Consider the following 17,110-nt stretch of genomic DNA (forward strand, 5'->3'; position numbering starts at 1 on the left):
TGTGATCGTGCGTTACTTCTACTCCTTGGCTGAATCTGTGGAACTCTCAATTGCTTCTGAATGCTCCAACTTGCCAGATACGGTTTCAGTCATGACATCTGCTGTGGGCGAAAAGTCAAAACTAGTAGCTAACGGCACACCTTCAGCCTCAAACCGTGCGGTTACCGGCACTACTTTATCGAATTTATCGAAACTAAAATTCCACTTCAATTCTAAGTGCCCCATCGTCTGAGGCTCGGCAGGCGTAACATCGGGAACTCCATGCTCCCCCGTCAATGTCATTGTTATTTTTTTACCAAACAATCTGTTCCCAACGGGCCAAAGCTGGATGCCATTTCGGTAGTCAGTTTGAGTAAGGCGCAAAATACCCTTATGAGCAAAAAATCCATTATTGGTCGGCGTAAAAACGTAAAACCTTGAACTTGAATACCAAGGGTGATCGGCCGCATAGGATTCGCAGTGAAATGCCAACGTTTGATTAAAGTCCCGGCTGTACAGTACCAAAGTGAAACGCTCTTCCGTACTTCCAGGTGTTATCGTCCACTTTAACTTACCAGCCACCGGTTTCACCCACGTATCGGTACCCGGCTCTAAATAGATGGGTTGTCCATCAGAGACTACCCCCAGACGAAACGCCCCCAACGAGCCGGGCATATTAATGCTCAACTTATTTGCGAAAGAACTTTGCAGCAGCAGAGGCGCGCCACGCGTTAGTCTGTTCTGGTTGATCTCCATGAATAGATTATCGTACGGGTCATTTCTTGATTCAGCATCTACGACAGTTCCCATAATGCAATCTCCCTCTAATTGATTCACACACCAGCCTATGCGCGACTACTATTAGAGAAAATAAACTACAGCGCCACTGTCAAATATGACAGTTGCTTAGAATCAAATTCGAATAAACAGCCTTTTTAATAGCCAAAATAGAATCACAACACCTTCGTCGTAGCGAAGCTTGCTCACGAAGAGTCCATCATATGCAACATCTTCGCCGCCTGATCCGACGTCTTCGCGAGCAAGCTCGGCTCCTGCAGGGGTTGCGTGCACCTGAAAACACGAACGTCGGATCTTCATGCCGCGATTTGCCCTCCGGCAATCGCCGCCGACGCCGCCAGCATCGCCCGTAACAACACCGCACACCCTGCCGCCAGGTCGTCCGGTGCGGCGTTTTCGATTTCGTTGTGGCTGATACCACCCTCGCACGGTACGAAGATCATCCCGGCCGGGCCGAGTTCGGCGAGGAAGATGGCGTCGTGCCCTGCTCCGCTGACGATATCCATGTGCGACAAGCCAAGCCCTTGGGCCGCGCCGCGTACCGCTTCGACGCAGCCTTTGTCGAAGTACAGCGGCGGGAAGTCGGCGGTCGGTGTCAGTTCGAAGGTCAGGCCGTGCTCTTCGCAGGTGGCTTCGATCACTTCGCGGACTTCGGCGATCATCGAATCCAGGCGTGCCGGTTCCAGATGCCGGAAATCCAGGGTCATGCGCACTTCGCCGGGGATGACGTTGCGCGAGCCAGGATAGGCTTGCAGGCAACCGACAGTGCCGCAGGCGTGGGGTTGATGGCCGAGGGCGGCGCGATTGACGGCGCCGACAATGACGGACGCACCGACCAATGCGTCTTTGCGCAGGTGCATCGGGGTGGGTCCGGCGTGGGCTTCGACGCCGCGCAGTTTCAGGTCGAACCATTTCTGGCCGAGGGCGCCCATGACCACGCCGATGGTTTTGCGTTCGTCCTCAAGGATCGGCCCCTGTTCGATGTGGGCTTCGAAATAGGCGCCGACGGCGTGACCGCTGACCTTGCGCGAGCCGGCATAGCCAATCGCGTTCAGTGCTTCGCCGACGGTAATGCCTTCGGCGTCGACCTTGGCCAGCGTTTCTTCAAGGGTGAATTTTTCCGCGAACACGCCGGAGCCCATCATGCACGGGGCGAAACGCGAGCCTTCCTCGTTGGTCCAGACCACCACCTCCAGCGGCGCTTCGGTTTCCACGCCGAGGTCGTTGAGCGTACGCAAGACTTCGACGCCGGCGAGCACACCGAAGCAGCCGTCGAACTTGCCGCCGGTGGGTTGAGTGTCGATATGACTGCCGGTCATCACCGGTGGCAGGTTGGGATTGCGCCCGGGGCGCCTGGCGAAGATGTTGCCGACGGCGTCGATACTGACGGTGCAGCCGGCCTCCTCGCACCACTTGACGAAGATGTCCCGGGCCTGGCGGTCGAGGTCGGTCAGGGCCAGGCGACAGACGCCGCCCTTGACTGTGGCGCCGAGTCTGGCCAGGTCCATGAGCGACTGCCACAGGCGGTCGCGGTTGATGTGCTGATGGGTGGATTGCAGAACGTCTACGGCCGCGTTCATGGTGATCTCCTCAGGAAGTTGTCATAGGTGTATGCCTGTACCTACACCGCAGTTTTCGCAACAGACGGACTGGGCCGAACAGAGCACAACCCGTAATAAATCAACCCACCCAGCGCCGAACCCGTGAACCAGCCATAGCTGTAGAACCAGCTGAAGGCATCGCTGCCCAACGACAGCAGCGTCAACACCACCGGCACACCAAACGCGATAAACCCGCACCAGTTCCACGCCGGATAGACGTCATCGCGATAAAGCCCGGCCAGGTCCAGTTGCTGTTTCTTGATCAGGAAATAATCCACCACCATGATCCCGGCGATGGGGCCGAGAAGACTGGAATAGCCCAGCAGCCAGTTCGAATAGACCGTTTCCAGGCTCACATCGGAAACGATCAGCCCGAGCTTCTTCAGCAGCTCATGCGCCATCAGCACCAGGCCAACCACCCCCGTGAGCATTACCGCCTTGGTGCGGTTGATCACCTTCGGCGCGATGTTCTGGAAGTCGTTGGTCGGCGAAACAATGTTGGCGGCGGTATTGGTGGAGAGCGTGGCGATGATGATCAGCGCCATGGCCAGCGCGACCCAGACCGGGCTCTGGATGTGACCGATCAGCGTCACCGGGTCGGACACGGTCACGCCCACCAGCTTGACCGATGCGGCCGTCATCACCACGCCCAGTGAAGCGAACAGGAACATGGTCAGCGGCAGGCCGATGATCTGCCCGACGATCTGGTCCTTCTGACTTTTGGCGTAGCGGCTGAAGTCCGGAATGTTCAGTGACAACGTGGCCCAGAACCCGACCATCGCAGTCAGCCCGGCGGCGAAGTAACTGACCACGCTCGCCCCTTCCGGACGCTTGGCCGGGATCGCCATCAATTCGCTCATCGATACGTTCGGCATGGCCCACACCAGCAGCCCGACACCGACCAGCACCAACAGCGGCGCGGACAGCGTTTCCAGCCATTTGATCGACTCGGCGCCGCGAATCACCACCCACAGGTTCAAGGCCCAGAACACCATGAAACCGATGACCTCACCCGTGCCGCCGAGGGATTTCCAGCCCTCGAACACCGAGCCCAGGAACAGGTGAATCGCCAGCCCACCAAACATCGTCTGGATGCCGAACCAGCCACACGCCACCAAGGCGCGAATCAGACAGGGAATGTTGGAGCCCAGAATGCCAAAGGATGAACGCAGCAGGACGGGAAACGGGATGCCGTATTTGGTGCCGGGGAACGCGTTCAGCGTCAGCGGAATCAACACAATGATGTTGGCAAACAGAATCGCCAGCAGCGCCTCACCGACGCTCAGGCCGAAGTAAGCGGTCAGCACCCCGCCGAGGGTATAGGTCGGCACGCAGATCGCCATGCCGACCCACAGCGCGGTGATGTGCCATTTGTTCCAGGTTCGCTCGCGCACCTTGGTCGGTGCCATATCGTGGTTGTAACGGGGACTGTCGAGGACATCGCTGCCGGCTTCGAGCTCGAACAAGCCGTCGCGCTCGGTCACTTGCGATCTGATCTGTTGCATGGCCGCTCCACTGTTCTTTGAATTATTTTTTGCTCAACAAGGGGCTGGTGGCATCAATAAACGTGCCGGGCACCCCGATTGCGCATCGGGCAGTTCCATAAAAACTTCGTAAAGCACTGATGTTTATCAGCTTTATTTATATACCTGGTGAGTCCTCGGTGACTTGCCTGTTTCCTCAGGCTAAAAGGCCAGGCCAGTGGTCCGAACCGTCAGGACTCAATCTGGTGCGTCGATCTTTTTTTCAAAGTTGCGCATCAACCATAGACCATCCTCAAGCGGCTGATTTCACATAAGAAATCTTGACCATTTTTGGAACCTGTCAAGTGCGTCAAAATGGTGAGAGGCCTCACCATTTTGGTGATTAATCGTTTTAGTACTTATATTTCAAATACTTAAATCAGTTATATGCTTATAAAAATTATTCTTGCTGATTCCACGAACTCATACTAGTTTCTATTCCTGACAGTGTTGACAGGAATACTCCTGTCTACGCCTGCTTCATATAAAACATTTAGAACCGGCACCAGTCGGTCATTGCCTGCGAGGAACTCGGAATGTCTCTGTTGATCCGTGGCGCCACCGTTATTACCCATGATGAAAGTTATCGCGCCGACGTCTATTGCGCCGACGGCGTGATCAAAGCCATCGGTGACAATCTTGATGTTCCGGCAGGCGCCGAAGTGCTCGACGGCAGCGGCCAATACCTGATGCCCGGCGGCATCGATCCGCATACGCACATGCAGCTGCCTTTCATGGGCACTGTGGCCAGTGAGGACTTTTTCAGCGGTACGGCGGCAGGCCTTGCCGGGGGCACCACGTCGATCATCGACTTCGTGATTCCCAACCCGCAGCAATCGCTGATGGAAGCCTTTCATCAGTGGCGCGGATGGGCCGAGAAGTCGGCCTCCGATTACGGTTTCCACGTTGCGATCACCTGGTGGAGCGAGCAGGTCCGCGAGGAAATGGCCGAGCTGGTCAGCCATCACGGCGTCAACAGCTTCAAGCATTTCATGGCTTACAAGAACGCGATCATGGCGGCCGATGACACCTTGGTAGCGAGTTTCGAACGCTGCCTGGAACTGGGCGCGGTGCCGACGGTGCATGCGGAAAACGGCGAGCTGGTTTATCACCTGCAACGCAAGCTGATGGCGCAGGGCATCACCGGCCCTGAAGCGCATCCGCTGTCGCGTCCGTCGCAGGTCGAAGGTGAAGCGGCGAGCCGGGCCATCCGCATCGCCGAAACCCTGGGCACGCCGCTGTATCTGGTTCACGTATCGACCAAGGAAGCCCTCGACGAAATCACCTACGCCCGCAGCAAGGGCCAGCAAGTCTACGGTGAAGTGCTCGCCGGTCATCTGCTGCTGGACGACAGCGTCTATCAACACCCGGACTGGCAGACCGCCGCCGGCTACGTGATGAGCCCGCCGTTCCGTCCGCGCGGCCATCAGGAAGCACTTTGGCATGGTCTGCAATCCGGCAACCTGCACACCACCGCCACCGACCATTGCTGCTTCTGCGCCGAGCAAAAAGCCGCGGGGCGTGACGATTTCAGCAAGATCCCGAACGGCACCGCGGGTATCGAAGACCGCATGGCGGTGCTCTGGGATGAAGGGGTGAACACCGGGCGTTTTTCGATGCAGCAATTTGTCGCGCTGACCTCTACCAACACCGCGAAGATCTTCAACCTCTACCCGCGCAAAGGTGCGATTCGCGTCGGTGCCGATGCGGATCTGGTGCTGTGGGATCCCGAGGGCACACGGACGATTTCAGCGAAGACCCATCACCAGCAAGTCGACTTCAACATCTTCGAAGGCAAGACCGTACGCGGGGTGCCGAGCCATACGATCAGCCAGGGCCGTGTGGTCTGGGCCGATGGGGATTTGCGCGCCGAGCGTGGGGCCGGGCGGTATGTCGAGCGGCCGGCGTATCCGGCGGTGTTTGATTTGCTGAGCAAGCGGGCTGAGTTGAATCAGCCGGTTGCTGTGAAACGCTGATCTGCCCCCTGTGGCGAGGGTGCTTGCTCCCTCGCCACTGGGTGATGCAAAAAAGCCAATGCCCACCAGAGGCAGTTACCTCAATAACCGTGAGGCCAACACCGTGATCAAGTCCCTGAACCACCTCCCGCATCCCTACGAGAATGCGGCCGACCTCGCTGGTCATTTCACCGACCTGGCGCCGCCGCTCAACGACCGCCAGGCACATCTGGAAGCCTCGCGCTGCCTGTATTGCTATGACGCGCCGTGCGTGAATGCCTGTCCGAGCGACATCGACATTCCCTCGTTCATCCGCAATATCCATCAGGACAACGTGCAAGGCGCGGCGCAGAAAATCCTCTCGGCGAACATCCTCGGCGGCAGTTGCGCCCGGGTCTGTCCGACGGAAATCCTTTGCCAGCAAGCCTGCGTGCGCAACAACGCCCATGAATGCGCGCCGGTACTGATCGGCCTGCTACAGCGCTACGCCGTGGACAATGCGCACTTCAGCGAACACCCCTTCCCTCGCGCCGCAACCACCGGCAAGCGCATCGCCGTGGTCGGTGCCGGTCCGGCCGGTTTGTCCTGCGCCCATCGCAGCGCCATGCATGGGCATGACGTGGTGATTTTCGAAGCACGGGAAAAGGCTGGTGGCCTCAACGAATACGGGATCGCCAAGTACAAACTGGTGGACGATTACGCGCAGAAGGAACTGGACTTCCTGCTGCAGATCGGTGGCATCGAAATCCGTCACGGACAAAAACTCGGCGAAAACCTGACCCTCAGCGAGCTGCATCAACAATTCGACGCAGTGTTCCTCGGACTTGGCCTCAACGCCAGCAAACAGCTTGGGCTGGCCCGCGAAGATGCACCGGGCTTGCTCCCCGCCACTGAATACATCCGTGAATTGCGCCAGGCCGATGATCTGACACAACTGCCTTTGGCCAACCGCTGCATCGTCCTCGGTGCCGGCAACACCGCCATCGACATGGCCGTGCAAATGGCCCGCCTCGGCGCGCATGACGTGAATCTGGTGTATCGCCGCGGCGTCGAGGACATGGGCGCCACCCACCACGAACAAGACATCGCCAAAGCCAATCAGGTGCGCTTGCTGACCTGGGCGCAACCCGAAGAAGTGCTGCTCGACGATCGAGGCAACGTGCGCGGCATGCGCTTCGCTCGCACGCACCTGGTGGAAGGTCGCCTGCAAACCACCGGCGAAACCTTCGAACTGGCGGCCGATGCGATTTTCAAAGCCATCGGCCAGGCCTTCGACTCGAGCGCTCTTGGCGATCCGCTGGCTCGCGAACTCAAGCGTTCGGGCGATCGGATTCAAGTCGATGAACACCTGCGCACCAGCATTCCGGGCGTGTATGCCGGCGGCGACTGCACCAGCCTCGATCAGGACCTCACCGTGCAAGCAGTGCAGCACGGCAAACTGGCGGCCGAGGCCATCAACGCTCAACTGATGCTCAACGTGGAGGCTGCGTAAATGGCCGATCTTTCGATTGTCTTCGCCGGCATCAAAAGCCCCAACCCGTTCTGGCTGGCCTCCGCGCCACCGACCGACAAAGCCTACAACGTGGTCCGCGCCTTCGAAGCCGGTTGGGGGGGCGTGGTCTGGAAAACCCTGGGTGAAGACCCGGCGGCGGTCAACGTGTCCTCGCGCTACTCGGCGCACTTCGGGGCCAACCGTGAAGTGTTGGGTTTCAACAACATTGAGCTGATTACCGACCGTTCGCTGGAGATCAACCTGCGGGAAATCACCCAGGTCAAAAAAGACTGGCCGGATCGGGCGTTGATTGTGTCGCTGATGGTGCCCTGCGTCGAAGAATCGTGGAAATACATCCTGCCGCTGGTGGAAGCCACCGGTGCCGATGGCATCGAACTGAATTTCGGTTGTCCGCACGGCATGCCGGAACGGGGCATGGGCGCGGCGGTCGGTCAGGTGCCGGAGTATGTCGAGCAGGTCACGCGCTGGTGCAAGACGTATTGCTCGCTGCCGGTGATCGTCAAGCTGACGCCGAACATCACCGACATCCGCGTCGCCGCCCGTGCGGCCCATCGCGGTGGTGCCGACGCGGTGTCGCTGATCAACACCATCAACTCGATCACCAGCGTCAACCTGGAGCGCATGGTCGCCAACCCCACCGTCGGCAGCCAAAGCACCCACGGCGGTTATTGCGGTTCGGCGGTGAAGCCGATTGCGCTGAACATGGTCGCCGAGATTGCCCGCGATCCGCAGACGCAAGGCTTGCCGATCTCCGGCATCGGCGGCATTGGCAACTGGCGCGATGCGGCGGAATTCATCGCGCTGGGCAGCGGCTCGGTGCAGGTGTGCACGGCGGCGATGCTGCATGGTTTCCGGATTGTCGAGGAAATGAAGGACGGTTTGTCACGCTGGATGGACAGTCAGGGTTACGCCAGCGTGTCGGAATTTTCCGGGCGCGCGGTGGGCAATACTACCGATTGGAAGTACCTGGACATCAACTATCAGGTCATTGCGAAGATTGACCAGGAAGCGTGTATCGGCTGCGGGCGTTGCCATATTGCCTGCGAAGACACGTCCCATCAGGCCGTGGCCAGTCTCAAGCAGGCGGACGGTACGCATAAATATGAAGTCATCGACGAGGAGTGCGTGGGCTGCAATTTGTGCCAGATCACTTGCCCGGTACAGGACTGCATAGAGATGGTGCCGATGGAGAACGGGAAGCCGTTTCTGGACTGGAATCATGATCCGAGGAATCCGTATCACGTTGCGGTCTGAAATCTTCGGCGCCTGAACTGACGCCATCGCGAGCAGGCTCGCTCCTACATTTGAAATGCATTCCAATGTGGGAGCGAGCCTGCTCGCGATGAGGCCGGCAGCACCACTCGAGATTTTAAGGCTCCAGACCGATCCCCCGCAAAATCACACTCGTCACCGTCTGCACCGCCCGCTCGAACTGCATGTCCGACAGCGGCTGATGATCGTTCAGGATATTCACCTGATGATCAAAGTCAGCGTAATGCTGGGTCGAGGCCCAGATCATGTACAGCAGGCTTGAAGGCTCCACCGGCAAGATGCGTTTGTCGTCCACCCACTGGCGAATTTTCGCCTCTTTCATCTTGGCCCAGTCGTACAGGCTGACGTCCAGTTTCTCACCCAACGTCGGTGCGCCGTGGATGATTTCATTGGCCCAGACTTTCGAGCCGTAAGGCCGGCTGCGGGAGTGGTTCATCTTGGCGCGGATGTAGCTGCTGAGCACCACGCGCGGATCATCGAACATCTCGAAACACAGGGCGTCCTGCTTCCACACCTCCAGCAAATCGAACAGCACGGCGCTGTACAATTCGGTCTTGGTGCTGAAGTAGTAATGCAGGTTGGAACGCGGCAGTTGCACTTCGGCGGCGATGTCGGCCATGGCGGTGCCGCCGAAGCCTTTTTCGGCAAAGACCTTTTCGGCCCCGAGCAGGATTTTTTCGACGTTACTGCGGCGAATCTCGATCTTGTGATTGCCCATGGGGGCTCCCTGGCAACAGCGTTGCTCAAGACTAGCATCCGCTCTACCTCGCGGCGACATCGGAAAACGAAACTTCGTACCACCACCCGCTAACGCTCGCAGTTAACTGTCGCCCTTCTTCGAACCTGCCTCTGAGATCTCCGCGATGCTTTTCAAGAAATCCCTCTCCATCGCCGTCCTCCTCGGCTCGCTGCTCGCCGCCTCGTCGGTATTTGCCACGCCCATCTGAAAGGCCAGCCCCCGGCCGCTGACAGCACCGTGAGTGCACCGTCGGACTTGCGTCGGTCGACACCCATAAAAGCGAAGGCGCGTACAGCTTCAAGGTTGACGGGTCACTCATGACGAGCGCGCTGGTGCTGTGCCGTTTCCTGCATTTTGCGGTTGGTGCTGTTCAATCGGTTGCAGATCAAGGATTGCGGAATGGTTGGTGGGGATGGGCGCAGTGGCTGCGGTCTCCCTCCTGGGCACCATGCCTCCCATGATTTCTAGCTGACAGCACAATCCCCAAGTCATCGTATAACTTCCGATTGACAACCCGCTAAACCCTCGCAAATAATCGCCCTAATGTTGTACGACGACGTATGACAACAATAAAAACAACAAGAAACATCGGGAGCGTCACAGTGAGCAAGCACGTCCGTAATTCCTTCGCCTGCACCCCTCGCCCAACCTTCGTACGCCGCAATACCCTGAGCCTGATCGGTTGCAGCAGCCTGGCCGTACTCGCCATGCCCATGATCAGCAACGCCGAAGGATTCGTCGATGACGCCAAGGCCACGCTGAACCTGCGCAACGCCTACTTCAATCGCAACTACACCAATCCGGCCTACCCTCAAGGCAAGGCTGAAGAGTGGACGCAAAGCTTCATCCTCGACGCCAAATCCGGCTTCACTCCGGGCCCGGTCGGCTTCGGCGTGGATGTGCTCGGCTTGTACTCGCAGAAACTCGACGGCGGCAAAGGCACGGGCGGCACCCAGTTGCTGCCGATTCACGATGACGGCCGCCCGGCGGACAATTTCGGCCGGATGGGCGTGGCGCTGAAAGGCAAAGTCTCGAAGACCGAATTGAAAGTCGGGGAATGGATGCCGGTGCTGCCGATCCTGCGCTCTGACGATGGTCGCTCTCTGCCGCAAACCTTTCGTGGCGGCCAGGTGACGTCCACCGAGATCAGCGGCCTGACGCTCTACGGCGGCCAGTTCCGCCAGAACAGCCCGCGTAACGATGCGAGCATGGAAGACATGTTCATGAACGGCAAATCGGCGGCCTTTACCTCGGACCGCTTCAACTTCGGCGGCGGTGAATATGCGTTCAACGAAAAACGTACCCAGGTCGGTGTCTGGTACGCGGAACTCAGCGATATCTATCAGCAGCAGTATTTCAACCTGAGCCACAGCCAGCCAATCGGCGACTGGACCCTGGGCGCCAATCTCGGTTACTTCATCGGCAAGGAAGACGGCAGCGCCCTGGCCGGCGACCTCGACAACAAAACCGCGTTCGCCATGCTCTCGGCCAAGTACGGCGGCAGCACGTTCTATGTCGGCCTGCAGAAACTCAGCGGCGACGATGTCTGGATGCGCGTCAACGGCACGAGCGGCGGCACCCTGGCCAACGACAGCTACAACTCCAGCTACGACAATGCCAAGGAGAAATCCTGGCAGCTGCGTCATGACTACAACTTCGTGGCGCTCGGCATTCCCGGCCTGACGATGATGAACCGCTACATCAGCGGCGATAACGTGCACACAGGGGTGATTACCGATGGCAAGGAATGGGGTCGCGAATCGGAACTGGCCTACACCGTCCAGAGCGGCCCGCTGAAAAACCTCAACGTCAAATGGCGCAACGCGAGCATCCGCAAAGACTTCAGCACCAATGAATTCGATGAGAACCGGATTTTCGTCAGCTATCCGATTTCGTTGCTGTAAAACCTTTTGAAGCCTGGACAACTCTGTGGCGAGGGAGCTTGCTCCCGCTCGGCTGCGAAGCAGTGGCAAAACCGGACAATCCAGTCTTGCTGAAGGATTGCAGGGGCCGCTTCGCGCCCCAGCGGGAGCGAGCTCCCTCGCCACAGTTGGGCGCTTGACAACCCTCCGTCCATTTCCACCAAAGTCGCGTTGACAAGACCCGGAAAGCCTAACGATACTCCGACCAAGTCATACGACAACCTACAACGATTCTGACAACAATAATTTGCGTCCAGGAACTGCCATGACCACTACGCCCAACGCCCCTTTCAATCGCCTGCTGCTGACCGGTGCCGCCGGTGGCCTCGGTAAAGTCCTGCGCGAAAGCCTGCGGCCTTACGCCAACGTGATTCGCCTGTCGGACATCGCTGACATCGCCCCCGCCATCGATGATCGCGAAGAAGTCGTGACCTGCGACCTCGCGGACAAGCAAGCCGTGCATCAACTGGTGGAAGGCGTGGATGCGATCCTGCACTTCGGCGGCGTTTCGACGGAACATTCGTTCGAAGACATCCTCGGCGCCAACATTTGCGGTGTATTCCACATCTATGAAGCCGCACGCCGCCATGGCGTGAAGCGGGTGATTTTCGCCAGTTCCAACCACGTCATCGGTTTCTACAAACAGGATGAAGTGATCGACGCCCACTCCCCTCGCCGCCCGGACAGCTACTACGGCTTGTCCAAGTCCTACGGTGAGGACATGGCCAGTTTCTACTTCGATCGCTATGGCATCGAGACCGTCAGCATCCGCATCGGCTCTTCGTTCCCGGAACCGCAAAACCGCCGGATGATGAGCACCTGGCTGAGTTTCGGCGACCTGACCCATTTGATCGAACGCGCCCTGTACGCCCCTGGTGTCGGCCACACCGTGGTCTACGGCGCCTCCGACAACAAGAAGGTCTGGTGGGATAACCGCTATGCTACCGCCCTGGGTTACGTACCAAAGGACACGTCTGAAGTGTTCCGCGACAAAGTCGAAGCCCAGCCGATGCCGGCCGCAGATGACCCGGCCATGGTTTATCAGGGTGGTGCCTTCGTCACGTCCGGCCCGTTCGGCGACTGACCCCATTCGTTTCACTTGATCTCCACAACAAAAAACCAAGGGAATGAGTCGCCATGCAAGCCGAATTGATTGTCGATGCCCGAAACGGGGTCGGTGAAAGCCCGGTCTGGGTTCCTGAGGAAAACGCCCTGTACTGGGTCGACATTCCCGCCGGGGGCCTGCAACGCTGGAGCGCCGAAACCGGCCGTGTCGAGGCCTGGACTGCACCGGAAATGCTCGCCTGCATCGTGCGAAGCCCTGACGGCGGTTGGGTCGCCGGGATGGAAAGCGGATTCTTTCGCCTTCACACGCACAACGATGGCAGCCTTGACAGTGAATTGCTGGCGCACGTCGACCATTCCCGCACCGACATGCGCCTCAATGATGGTCGTTGTGACCGTCAGGGGCGTTTCTGGGCCGGCAGCATGGTGCTGAACATGGGCGCCAATGCGGCCGACGGCGCGTTGTATCGCTACAGTGCCGGACAGCGCGGGCCGCTCGGCGCGCAACTGGGTGGATTCATCGTGCCCAATGGCCTCGGCTTCAGCCCGGATGGCCGCACGATGTACCTGTCGGACTCGCATCCCTCGGTCCAGCAGATCTGGGCTTTCGACTACGACATCGACAGCGGCACGCCGTCCAGCCAACGGCTGTTCGTCGATATGCATCAGTTCCCTGGCCGCCCCGACGGCGCCGCAGTAGACGCCGATGGCTGCTACTGGATCTGCGCCAACGACGCTGGGCTGATTCACCGTTTTACTCCCGACGGTCGTCTTGATCGTTCCCTCGCCGTACCCGTGAAAAAACCAACCATGTGCGCCTTCGGTGGCAGTCGACTGGACACGCTGTTCGTGACCTCGATCCGCCCCGGTGACGACCACGACCCACAGTCACTGGCCGGGGGCGTGTTCGCCCTTGAACCCGGTGTAAAGGGATTGCCGGAACCCGTTTTCAACCACTGACTGAAACGCTCGTATCGCTGGTGAACATGACGCCAACCTTGCTCGAACTCAACGACGGACTCACCCTCCTCACCCTCGCCCCCGAACTCGGTGCGAGCATCGTCAACTGGACCGTGCGCAGTTCGGGTCAGCCGCTGTTGCGCCACAGCGACGCTCACGCGCTCAACACCGGCCTGCCGGGCAAGCTCGGATGCTTTCCGCTGGTGCCATGGTCGAACCGCATTTCCGACGGTGGTTTTGATCGCCCGGATGGCTGGCTCGCGCTCGAGCCCAACAGCCTCACTGATCCGCTGCCGATTCATGGCAGCGCCTGGCAGCAGCCGTGGCAGGTGGTTTTGCAAACGCAGGATGAAGTCGTGCTGCAACTCGACAGCACCACACCGTTCGCGTATCGCGCCCGGCAGCGTATCCATCTGAGCAACGGCAAACTGAGCATCGAATTGCACGTCTCGCATCTGGCCGAACGCGCTGCGTGGCATGGTTTGGGATTGCACCCGTATCTGCCGCGCACCGCTGGCACGCGGTTGCAGGCAAAAGCCGGGCAAGTCTGGTTATGCGACGCGGCCAAACTGCCCACACGGCTCAGCACATTGCCGGCCGATTGGGACTTTCAGCAACTCAAGGCCTTGCCCGGCACGCTGGTCGACAACGGATTCTGCCAATGGGATGGCCACTGCCTGATCCAGCAACCCGACCTCGGTTATGAACTGGAATGCCAGGCCAGCGGCAGCGATTACTACTTGCTCTACTGCCCGGTGGACCTGGCGTTTTTCTGCATCGAACCGGTGAGCCATCCGGTCAATGCGCACCACTTGCCCGGCCGGCCGGGATTGGTGTTGCTGGAGCAGGATCAGTCCGCTGAACTGGCTTTCAGCATGCAGTACCGCGCCTACCCCAATAGCTGACTCAGCACTGCGCGCAACTTGCCGGGTTTCACCGGTTTGTTCAGCAGCGGCGCGTCGAGTCGTTGCAACGAGCGTCGGCACTGGTCCGTGCGGTCGGCGGTGATGATCACCGCCGGAATGGTCTGGCTGAAATGCTCGCGTAGATGCCGGACCACCTCACACCCCACCACCCCGTGATCGAGGTGGTAGTCCGCCAGGATCAGTTCCGGCGCCTGGCCCTGCAACGCGGCCAGTGCCGAGGTTTCGTCGGTGGCGACGACCACTTCGCAGCCCCACTGCCCGAGCAATGCGCTCATGCTTTGCAGAATGCTCACCTCATTGTCCAGCACCAGCAACCGCCGGCCCGGCAACGGATTTCCGGTCCCCGACTGGGGCGCCGCGAGGCTGATGGGTAACGGAATCTCATGGGAGATCGGCACCTCAATGCTGAACATCGAGCCGCGTCCCGGCAGCGAATGCACCTGGATCCGGTAGTCGAGGATCTTGGCGATGCGCTCGACGATGGCCAGCCCCAGCCCCACACCTTTGCGGTCGGCGGCGCGGCCGACGTCCAGTTGATTGAACTCGAGGAAAATCGAGTCGAGGCGATCCGCCGGTATCCCGCGCCCGGTGTCCCAGACTTCCAGGCGCAGCCTGTCACCCCGCCGCCGGGCCCCGAGCAGAATGCTGCCTTCGTCGGTGTAGCGGCAGGCGTTACTGAGGAAGTTGCGCAGGATACGGGTCATCAGCCGCAGGTCGGTGCGAATGGCGAAATCGCCCATGTGCACGCGCAAACGCAACCCGGCCGCATCGGCCACTGACCGGAACTCGGACGCCAGCGGCCCGAGCAATTCATCGAGGCGGTACAACGCGACATCCGGTTTGACCGCGGCCTGATCGAGCCGGGAGATGTCGAGCAAATCGGTAAGCAAGTCTTCCGCCCCTTCCAGGGCCTGATGGGTGCGTTCGACCAGCACCTGTTCGACGTCCGGCAGTTTGCGTTCACGCAAGGTCGAAATCAGCAAACGCGCGGCGTTGAGCGGTTGCAGCAGGTCGTGACTGGCGGCGGCGAGGTATTTGTCCTTGCTGCGATTGGCGGCCTCGGCAGCGTCCCGGGCATCGCGCAAGGCCTCGGCGATCTGTTTGCGCTGGGTGATCTGTTGCTGCAGGTTGCGGTTGGCTTCAAGCAATTCGTCGGTGCGCGCGGTGACACGCTGTTCCAGTTCGTCATTGAGCTGTTGCAACCGTTGCTGCGCCTGCTTGCGTTCAGTGATGTCGGCGACAAAACCCTCCACCAGCGCCTCTTGATCGGGCTTGAGCAGCAGGTTCATCAGCACATCGAGGCTGCTGCCGTCCTTGCGCCGCAACTGGGTTTCATAGCCGTGCAGACTGCCCTGATGCCGGAGGATTTCACCGATGTTTTCCAGTTCCCGCGCACCGCCGACAAACAGGTTGCTCGCCAGATCCGCCAGGGAAAACAGCACGTCCTGAGGGTTTGCATAGCCCAGCATCCGCGCCAACGCAGGGTTGGCGGCGCGCATGCCTTCGAGCAGGCTCGCCTGGAAGATCCCGTGCACGGCATTTTCGAACAGCCACTTGTAGCGATTGCGCTCGGCTTCGAGCTCGTCGAGGCGCGCGGCGAGTTCCGGGTAATGGCTCTTGCGCGCCGAGTGACTGCCTAATCCGAGTAACCCGGCCAGCGCCCGTTGTTGTTCGTCAGAGGGCTTCGCCATAGACGACCTCGACATCACGCTGACTGGATTCGCGCGGGTTGGTGAGGATGCACGGATCGTGCATGGCGTGTTGCGACAGGAACGGGATGTCCGCCGTGCTGACGCCGTGCAGACCGAGGGTTTCATGGAAGCCAATCGCATGTTTCAACGCGATCAGGTGCTCAACCAGACGCCCGCAGATCTGCCGGTGATTGAGGCCACGGCAATCGATGCCGAACGTTTCGGCAATCACCTTGAACCGTTCCGGCGCGGAGCTGTAATTGAAGGCCACCACGTGTTCCACCAGTACCGCGTTGCACAGCCCATGGGGCAAGTCGAGGAAGCCGCCCAGGCTGTGGGACATGGCATGCACTGCGCCGAGGATCGCGTTGGAGAACGCCAGCCCGGCCTGCATGCTGCCGAGCATGATCTTCTCGCGCAGGGCGATGTCGCTCGGGTTGGCGATCATCTGCACCAGGTTGCCGTTGATCAGGCGCATCGCTTCCAGCGCATGCGGGTCGGTCAAGGGGCCGTGACCCGTGGACACGAAGGCTTCGATGGCGTGCACCAACGCGTCGATGCCGGTACAGGCCGACAGGAACGGGTCCATGCTCAGGGTGGTTTCCGGGTCGATCAGCGACACGTCCGGGACCACCGCTTTGCTGACGATGGAGAACTTCATGCGTTCTTGCTGGTTGGAGATGATCACGAATTGCGAGACGTCCGCCGAGGTACCCGCGGTGGTCGGAATCAGGATCAGCGGCGGGCTGGGCACGCGAATGGTGTCCACCCCTTCGAACTCGAGGATGCTGCGCCCGTGAGCGACGACAATGCCGATGCCCTTGCCGCAATCCATCGGGCTGCCGCCACCGACGGCGACGATTACGTCGCAATGGTTTTCCCGGTACAACTCGGCACCGAGCATGACCTCCTCGACCCGTGGGTTGGGCGAAACGTCGCTGTAGAGGAAGTAATCGATGCCCAGGGCTTGCAGGCTGGCCTCGACATCGGCGACCCAACCGGCGGCGATCACGCCAGGATCGCTGACCACCAGGACCTTGCGGGCACCAAAGGTCTTGGCGTAGTTGCCGACGTTGTGCCGGCAACCGGCACCAAAGATGATTTCAGGTGAAACGAATTTACGCAGCTGGCTGAGACTCTGGCTCATTGGAAAGCCTGTTTTTATT

At 59.7% G+C, this 17,110-nt stretch carries 13 protein-coding genes and 1 pseudogene; 8 read left to right on the plus strand and 6 right to left on the minus strand.

What is annotated here, in order from left to right:
* Positions 1-18: 18 nt before the first annotated feature.
* From B723_RS23265 to B723_RS23275, 3 genes are all read right to left on the minus strand, one after another.
* Positions 19-789, minus strand: coding sequence for a hypothetical protein (locus B723_RS23265; RefSeq protein ID WP_017339431.1), 771 nt, complete (start codon positions 787-789; stop codon positions 19-21).
* A 284-nt stretch (positions 790-1,073) separates the two neighbouring features.
* Complete coding sequence (locus tag B723_RS23270; RefSeq protein WP_017339432.1) at positions 1,074-2,357, minus strand: Zn-dependent hydrolase; 1,284 nt, start codon at positions 2,355-2,357, stop codon at positions 1,074-1,076.
* A 41-nt stretch (positions 2,358-2,398) separates the two neighbouring features.
* Positions 2,399-3,883, minus strand: coding sequence for an NCS1 family nucleobase:cation symporter-1 (locus B723_RS23275; protein ID WP_017339433.1), 1,485 nt, complete (start codon positions 3,881-3,883; stop codon positions 2,399-2,401).
* Between the two features lie 554 nt (positions 3,884-4,437).
* Here B723_RS23275 and hydA point away from each other — a divergent pair.
* The 3 genes from hydA to preA all read left to right on the plus strand — a co-directional run bounded on the left by hydA (position 4,438) and on the right by preA (position 8,623).
* A complete protein-coding gene (hydA, locus tag B723_RS23280) occupies positions 4,438-5,877 on the plus strand; it encodes a dihydropyrimidinase (RefSeq protein WP_017339434.1) in 1,440 nt (479 codons plus the stop codon).
* A 103-nt stretch (positions 5,878-5,980) separates the two neighbouring features.
* On the plus strand, positions 5,981-7,348 hold the full coding sequence (locus tag B723_RS23285) for an NAD(P)-dependent oxidoreductase (RefSeq protein WP_031319006.1): 1,368 nt from the start codon (positions 5,981-5,983) through the stop codon (positions 7,346-7,348).
* Complete coding sequence (gene preA / locus B723_RS23290) at positions 7,349-8,623, plus strand: NAD-dependent dihydropyrimidine dehydrogenase subunit PreA (RefSeq protein WP_017339436.1); 1,275 nt, start codon at positions 7,349-7,351, stop codon at positions 8,621-8,623.
* Positions 8,624-8,738: 115 nt separating this feature from the next.
* Here preA and B723_RS23295 read toward each other — a convergent pair whose 3' ends face one another.
* Positions 8,739-9,359, minus strand: a complete 621-nt coding sequence (locus tag B723_RS23295) for a TetR/AcrR family transcriptional regulator (RefSeq protein ID WP_017339437.1) — start codon at positions 9,357-9,359, stop codon at positions 8,739-8,741.
* Between the two features lie 363 nt (positions 9,360-9,722).
* Between B723_RS23295 and B723_RS33785 the strand changes: the two are divergent.
* The 5 genes and pseudogenes from B723_RS33785 to B723_RS23315 form a co-directional block, all read left to right on the plus strand.
* A pseudogene (locus B723_RS33785) lies at positions 9,723-9,852 on the plus strand (copper homeostasis membrane protein CopD); the annotation flags it as partial.
* A 130-nt stretch (positions 9,853-9,982) separates the two neighbouring features.
* Entirely contained in the window at positions 9,983-11,284 is a 1,302-nt protein-coding gene (locus B723_RS23300; protein WP_017339439.1) for an OprD family porin, read from the plus strand.
* Between the two features lie 283 nt (positions 11,285-11,567).
* Positions 11,568-12,386, plus strand: a complete 819-nt coding sequence (locus B723_RS23305; RefSeq protein ID WP_017339440.1) for an NAD-dependent epimerase/dehydratase family protein — start codon at positions 11,568-11,570, stop codon at positions 12,384-12,386.
* A gap of 53 nt (positions 12,387-12,439) precedes the next feature.
* Complete coding sequence (locus B723_RS23310; RefSeq protein WP_017339441.1) at positions 12,440-13,327, plus strand: SMP-30/gluconolactonase/LRE family protein; 888 nt, start codon at positions 12,440-12,442, stop codon at positions 13,325-13,327.
* A 26-nt stretch (positions 13,328-13,353) separates the two neighbouring features.
* Entirely contained in the window at positions 13,354-14,232 is an 879-nt protein-coding gene (locus tag B723_RS23315; protein ID WP_017339442.1) for an aldose 1-epimerase, read from the plus strand.
* Here B723_RS23315 and B723_RS23320 read toward each other — a convergent pair.
* Together B723_RS23320 and ercA are read right to left on the minus strand one after the other, a co-directional pair.
* Positions 14,217-15,944 carry a PAS domain-containing hybrid sensor histidine kinase/response regulator gene (locus B723_RS23320; protein WP_017339443.1) on the minus strand — a complete coding sequence of 576 codons (1,728 nt, stop codon included), beginning with the start codon at positions 15,942-15,944 and terminating at the stop codon, positions 14,217-14,219. The two genes, B723_RS23315 and B723_RS23320, sit on opposite strands and share 16 nt — an antisense overlap.
* Positions 15,928-17,091 (minus strand): alcohol dehydrogenase-like regulatory protein ErcA, encoded by a 1,164-nt coding sequence (gene ercA, locus B723_RS23325; RefSeq protein ID WP_017339444.1) that lies wholly within the window; start codon positions 17,089-17,091, stop codon positions 15,928-15,930. Before ercA ends, B723_RS23320 begins: the two co-directional genes overlap by 17 nt.
* Positions 17,092-17,110 lie beyond the last annotated feature (19 nt).

Source organism: Pseudomonas fluorescens NCIMB 11764 (genome assembly GCF_000293885.2).
GTDB lineage: Bacteria > Pseudomonadota > Gammaproteobacteria > Pseudomonadales > Pseudomonadaceae > Aquipseudomonas > Aquipseudomonas fluorescens_B.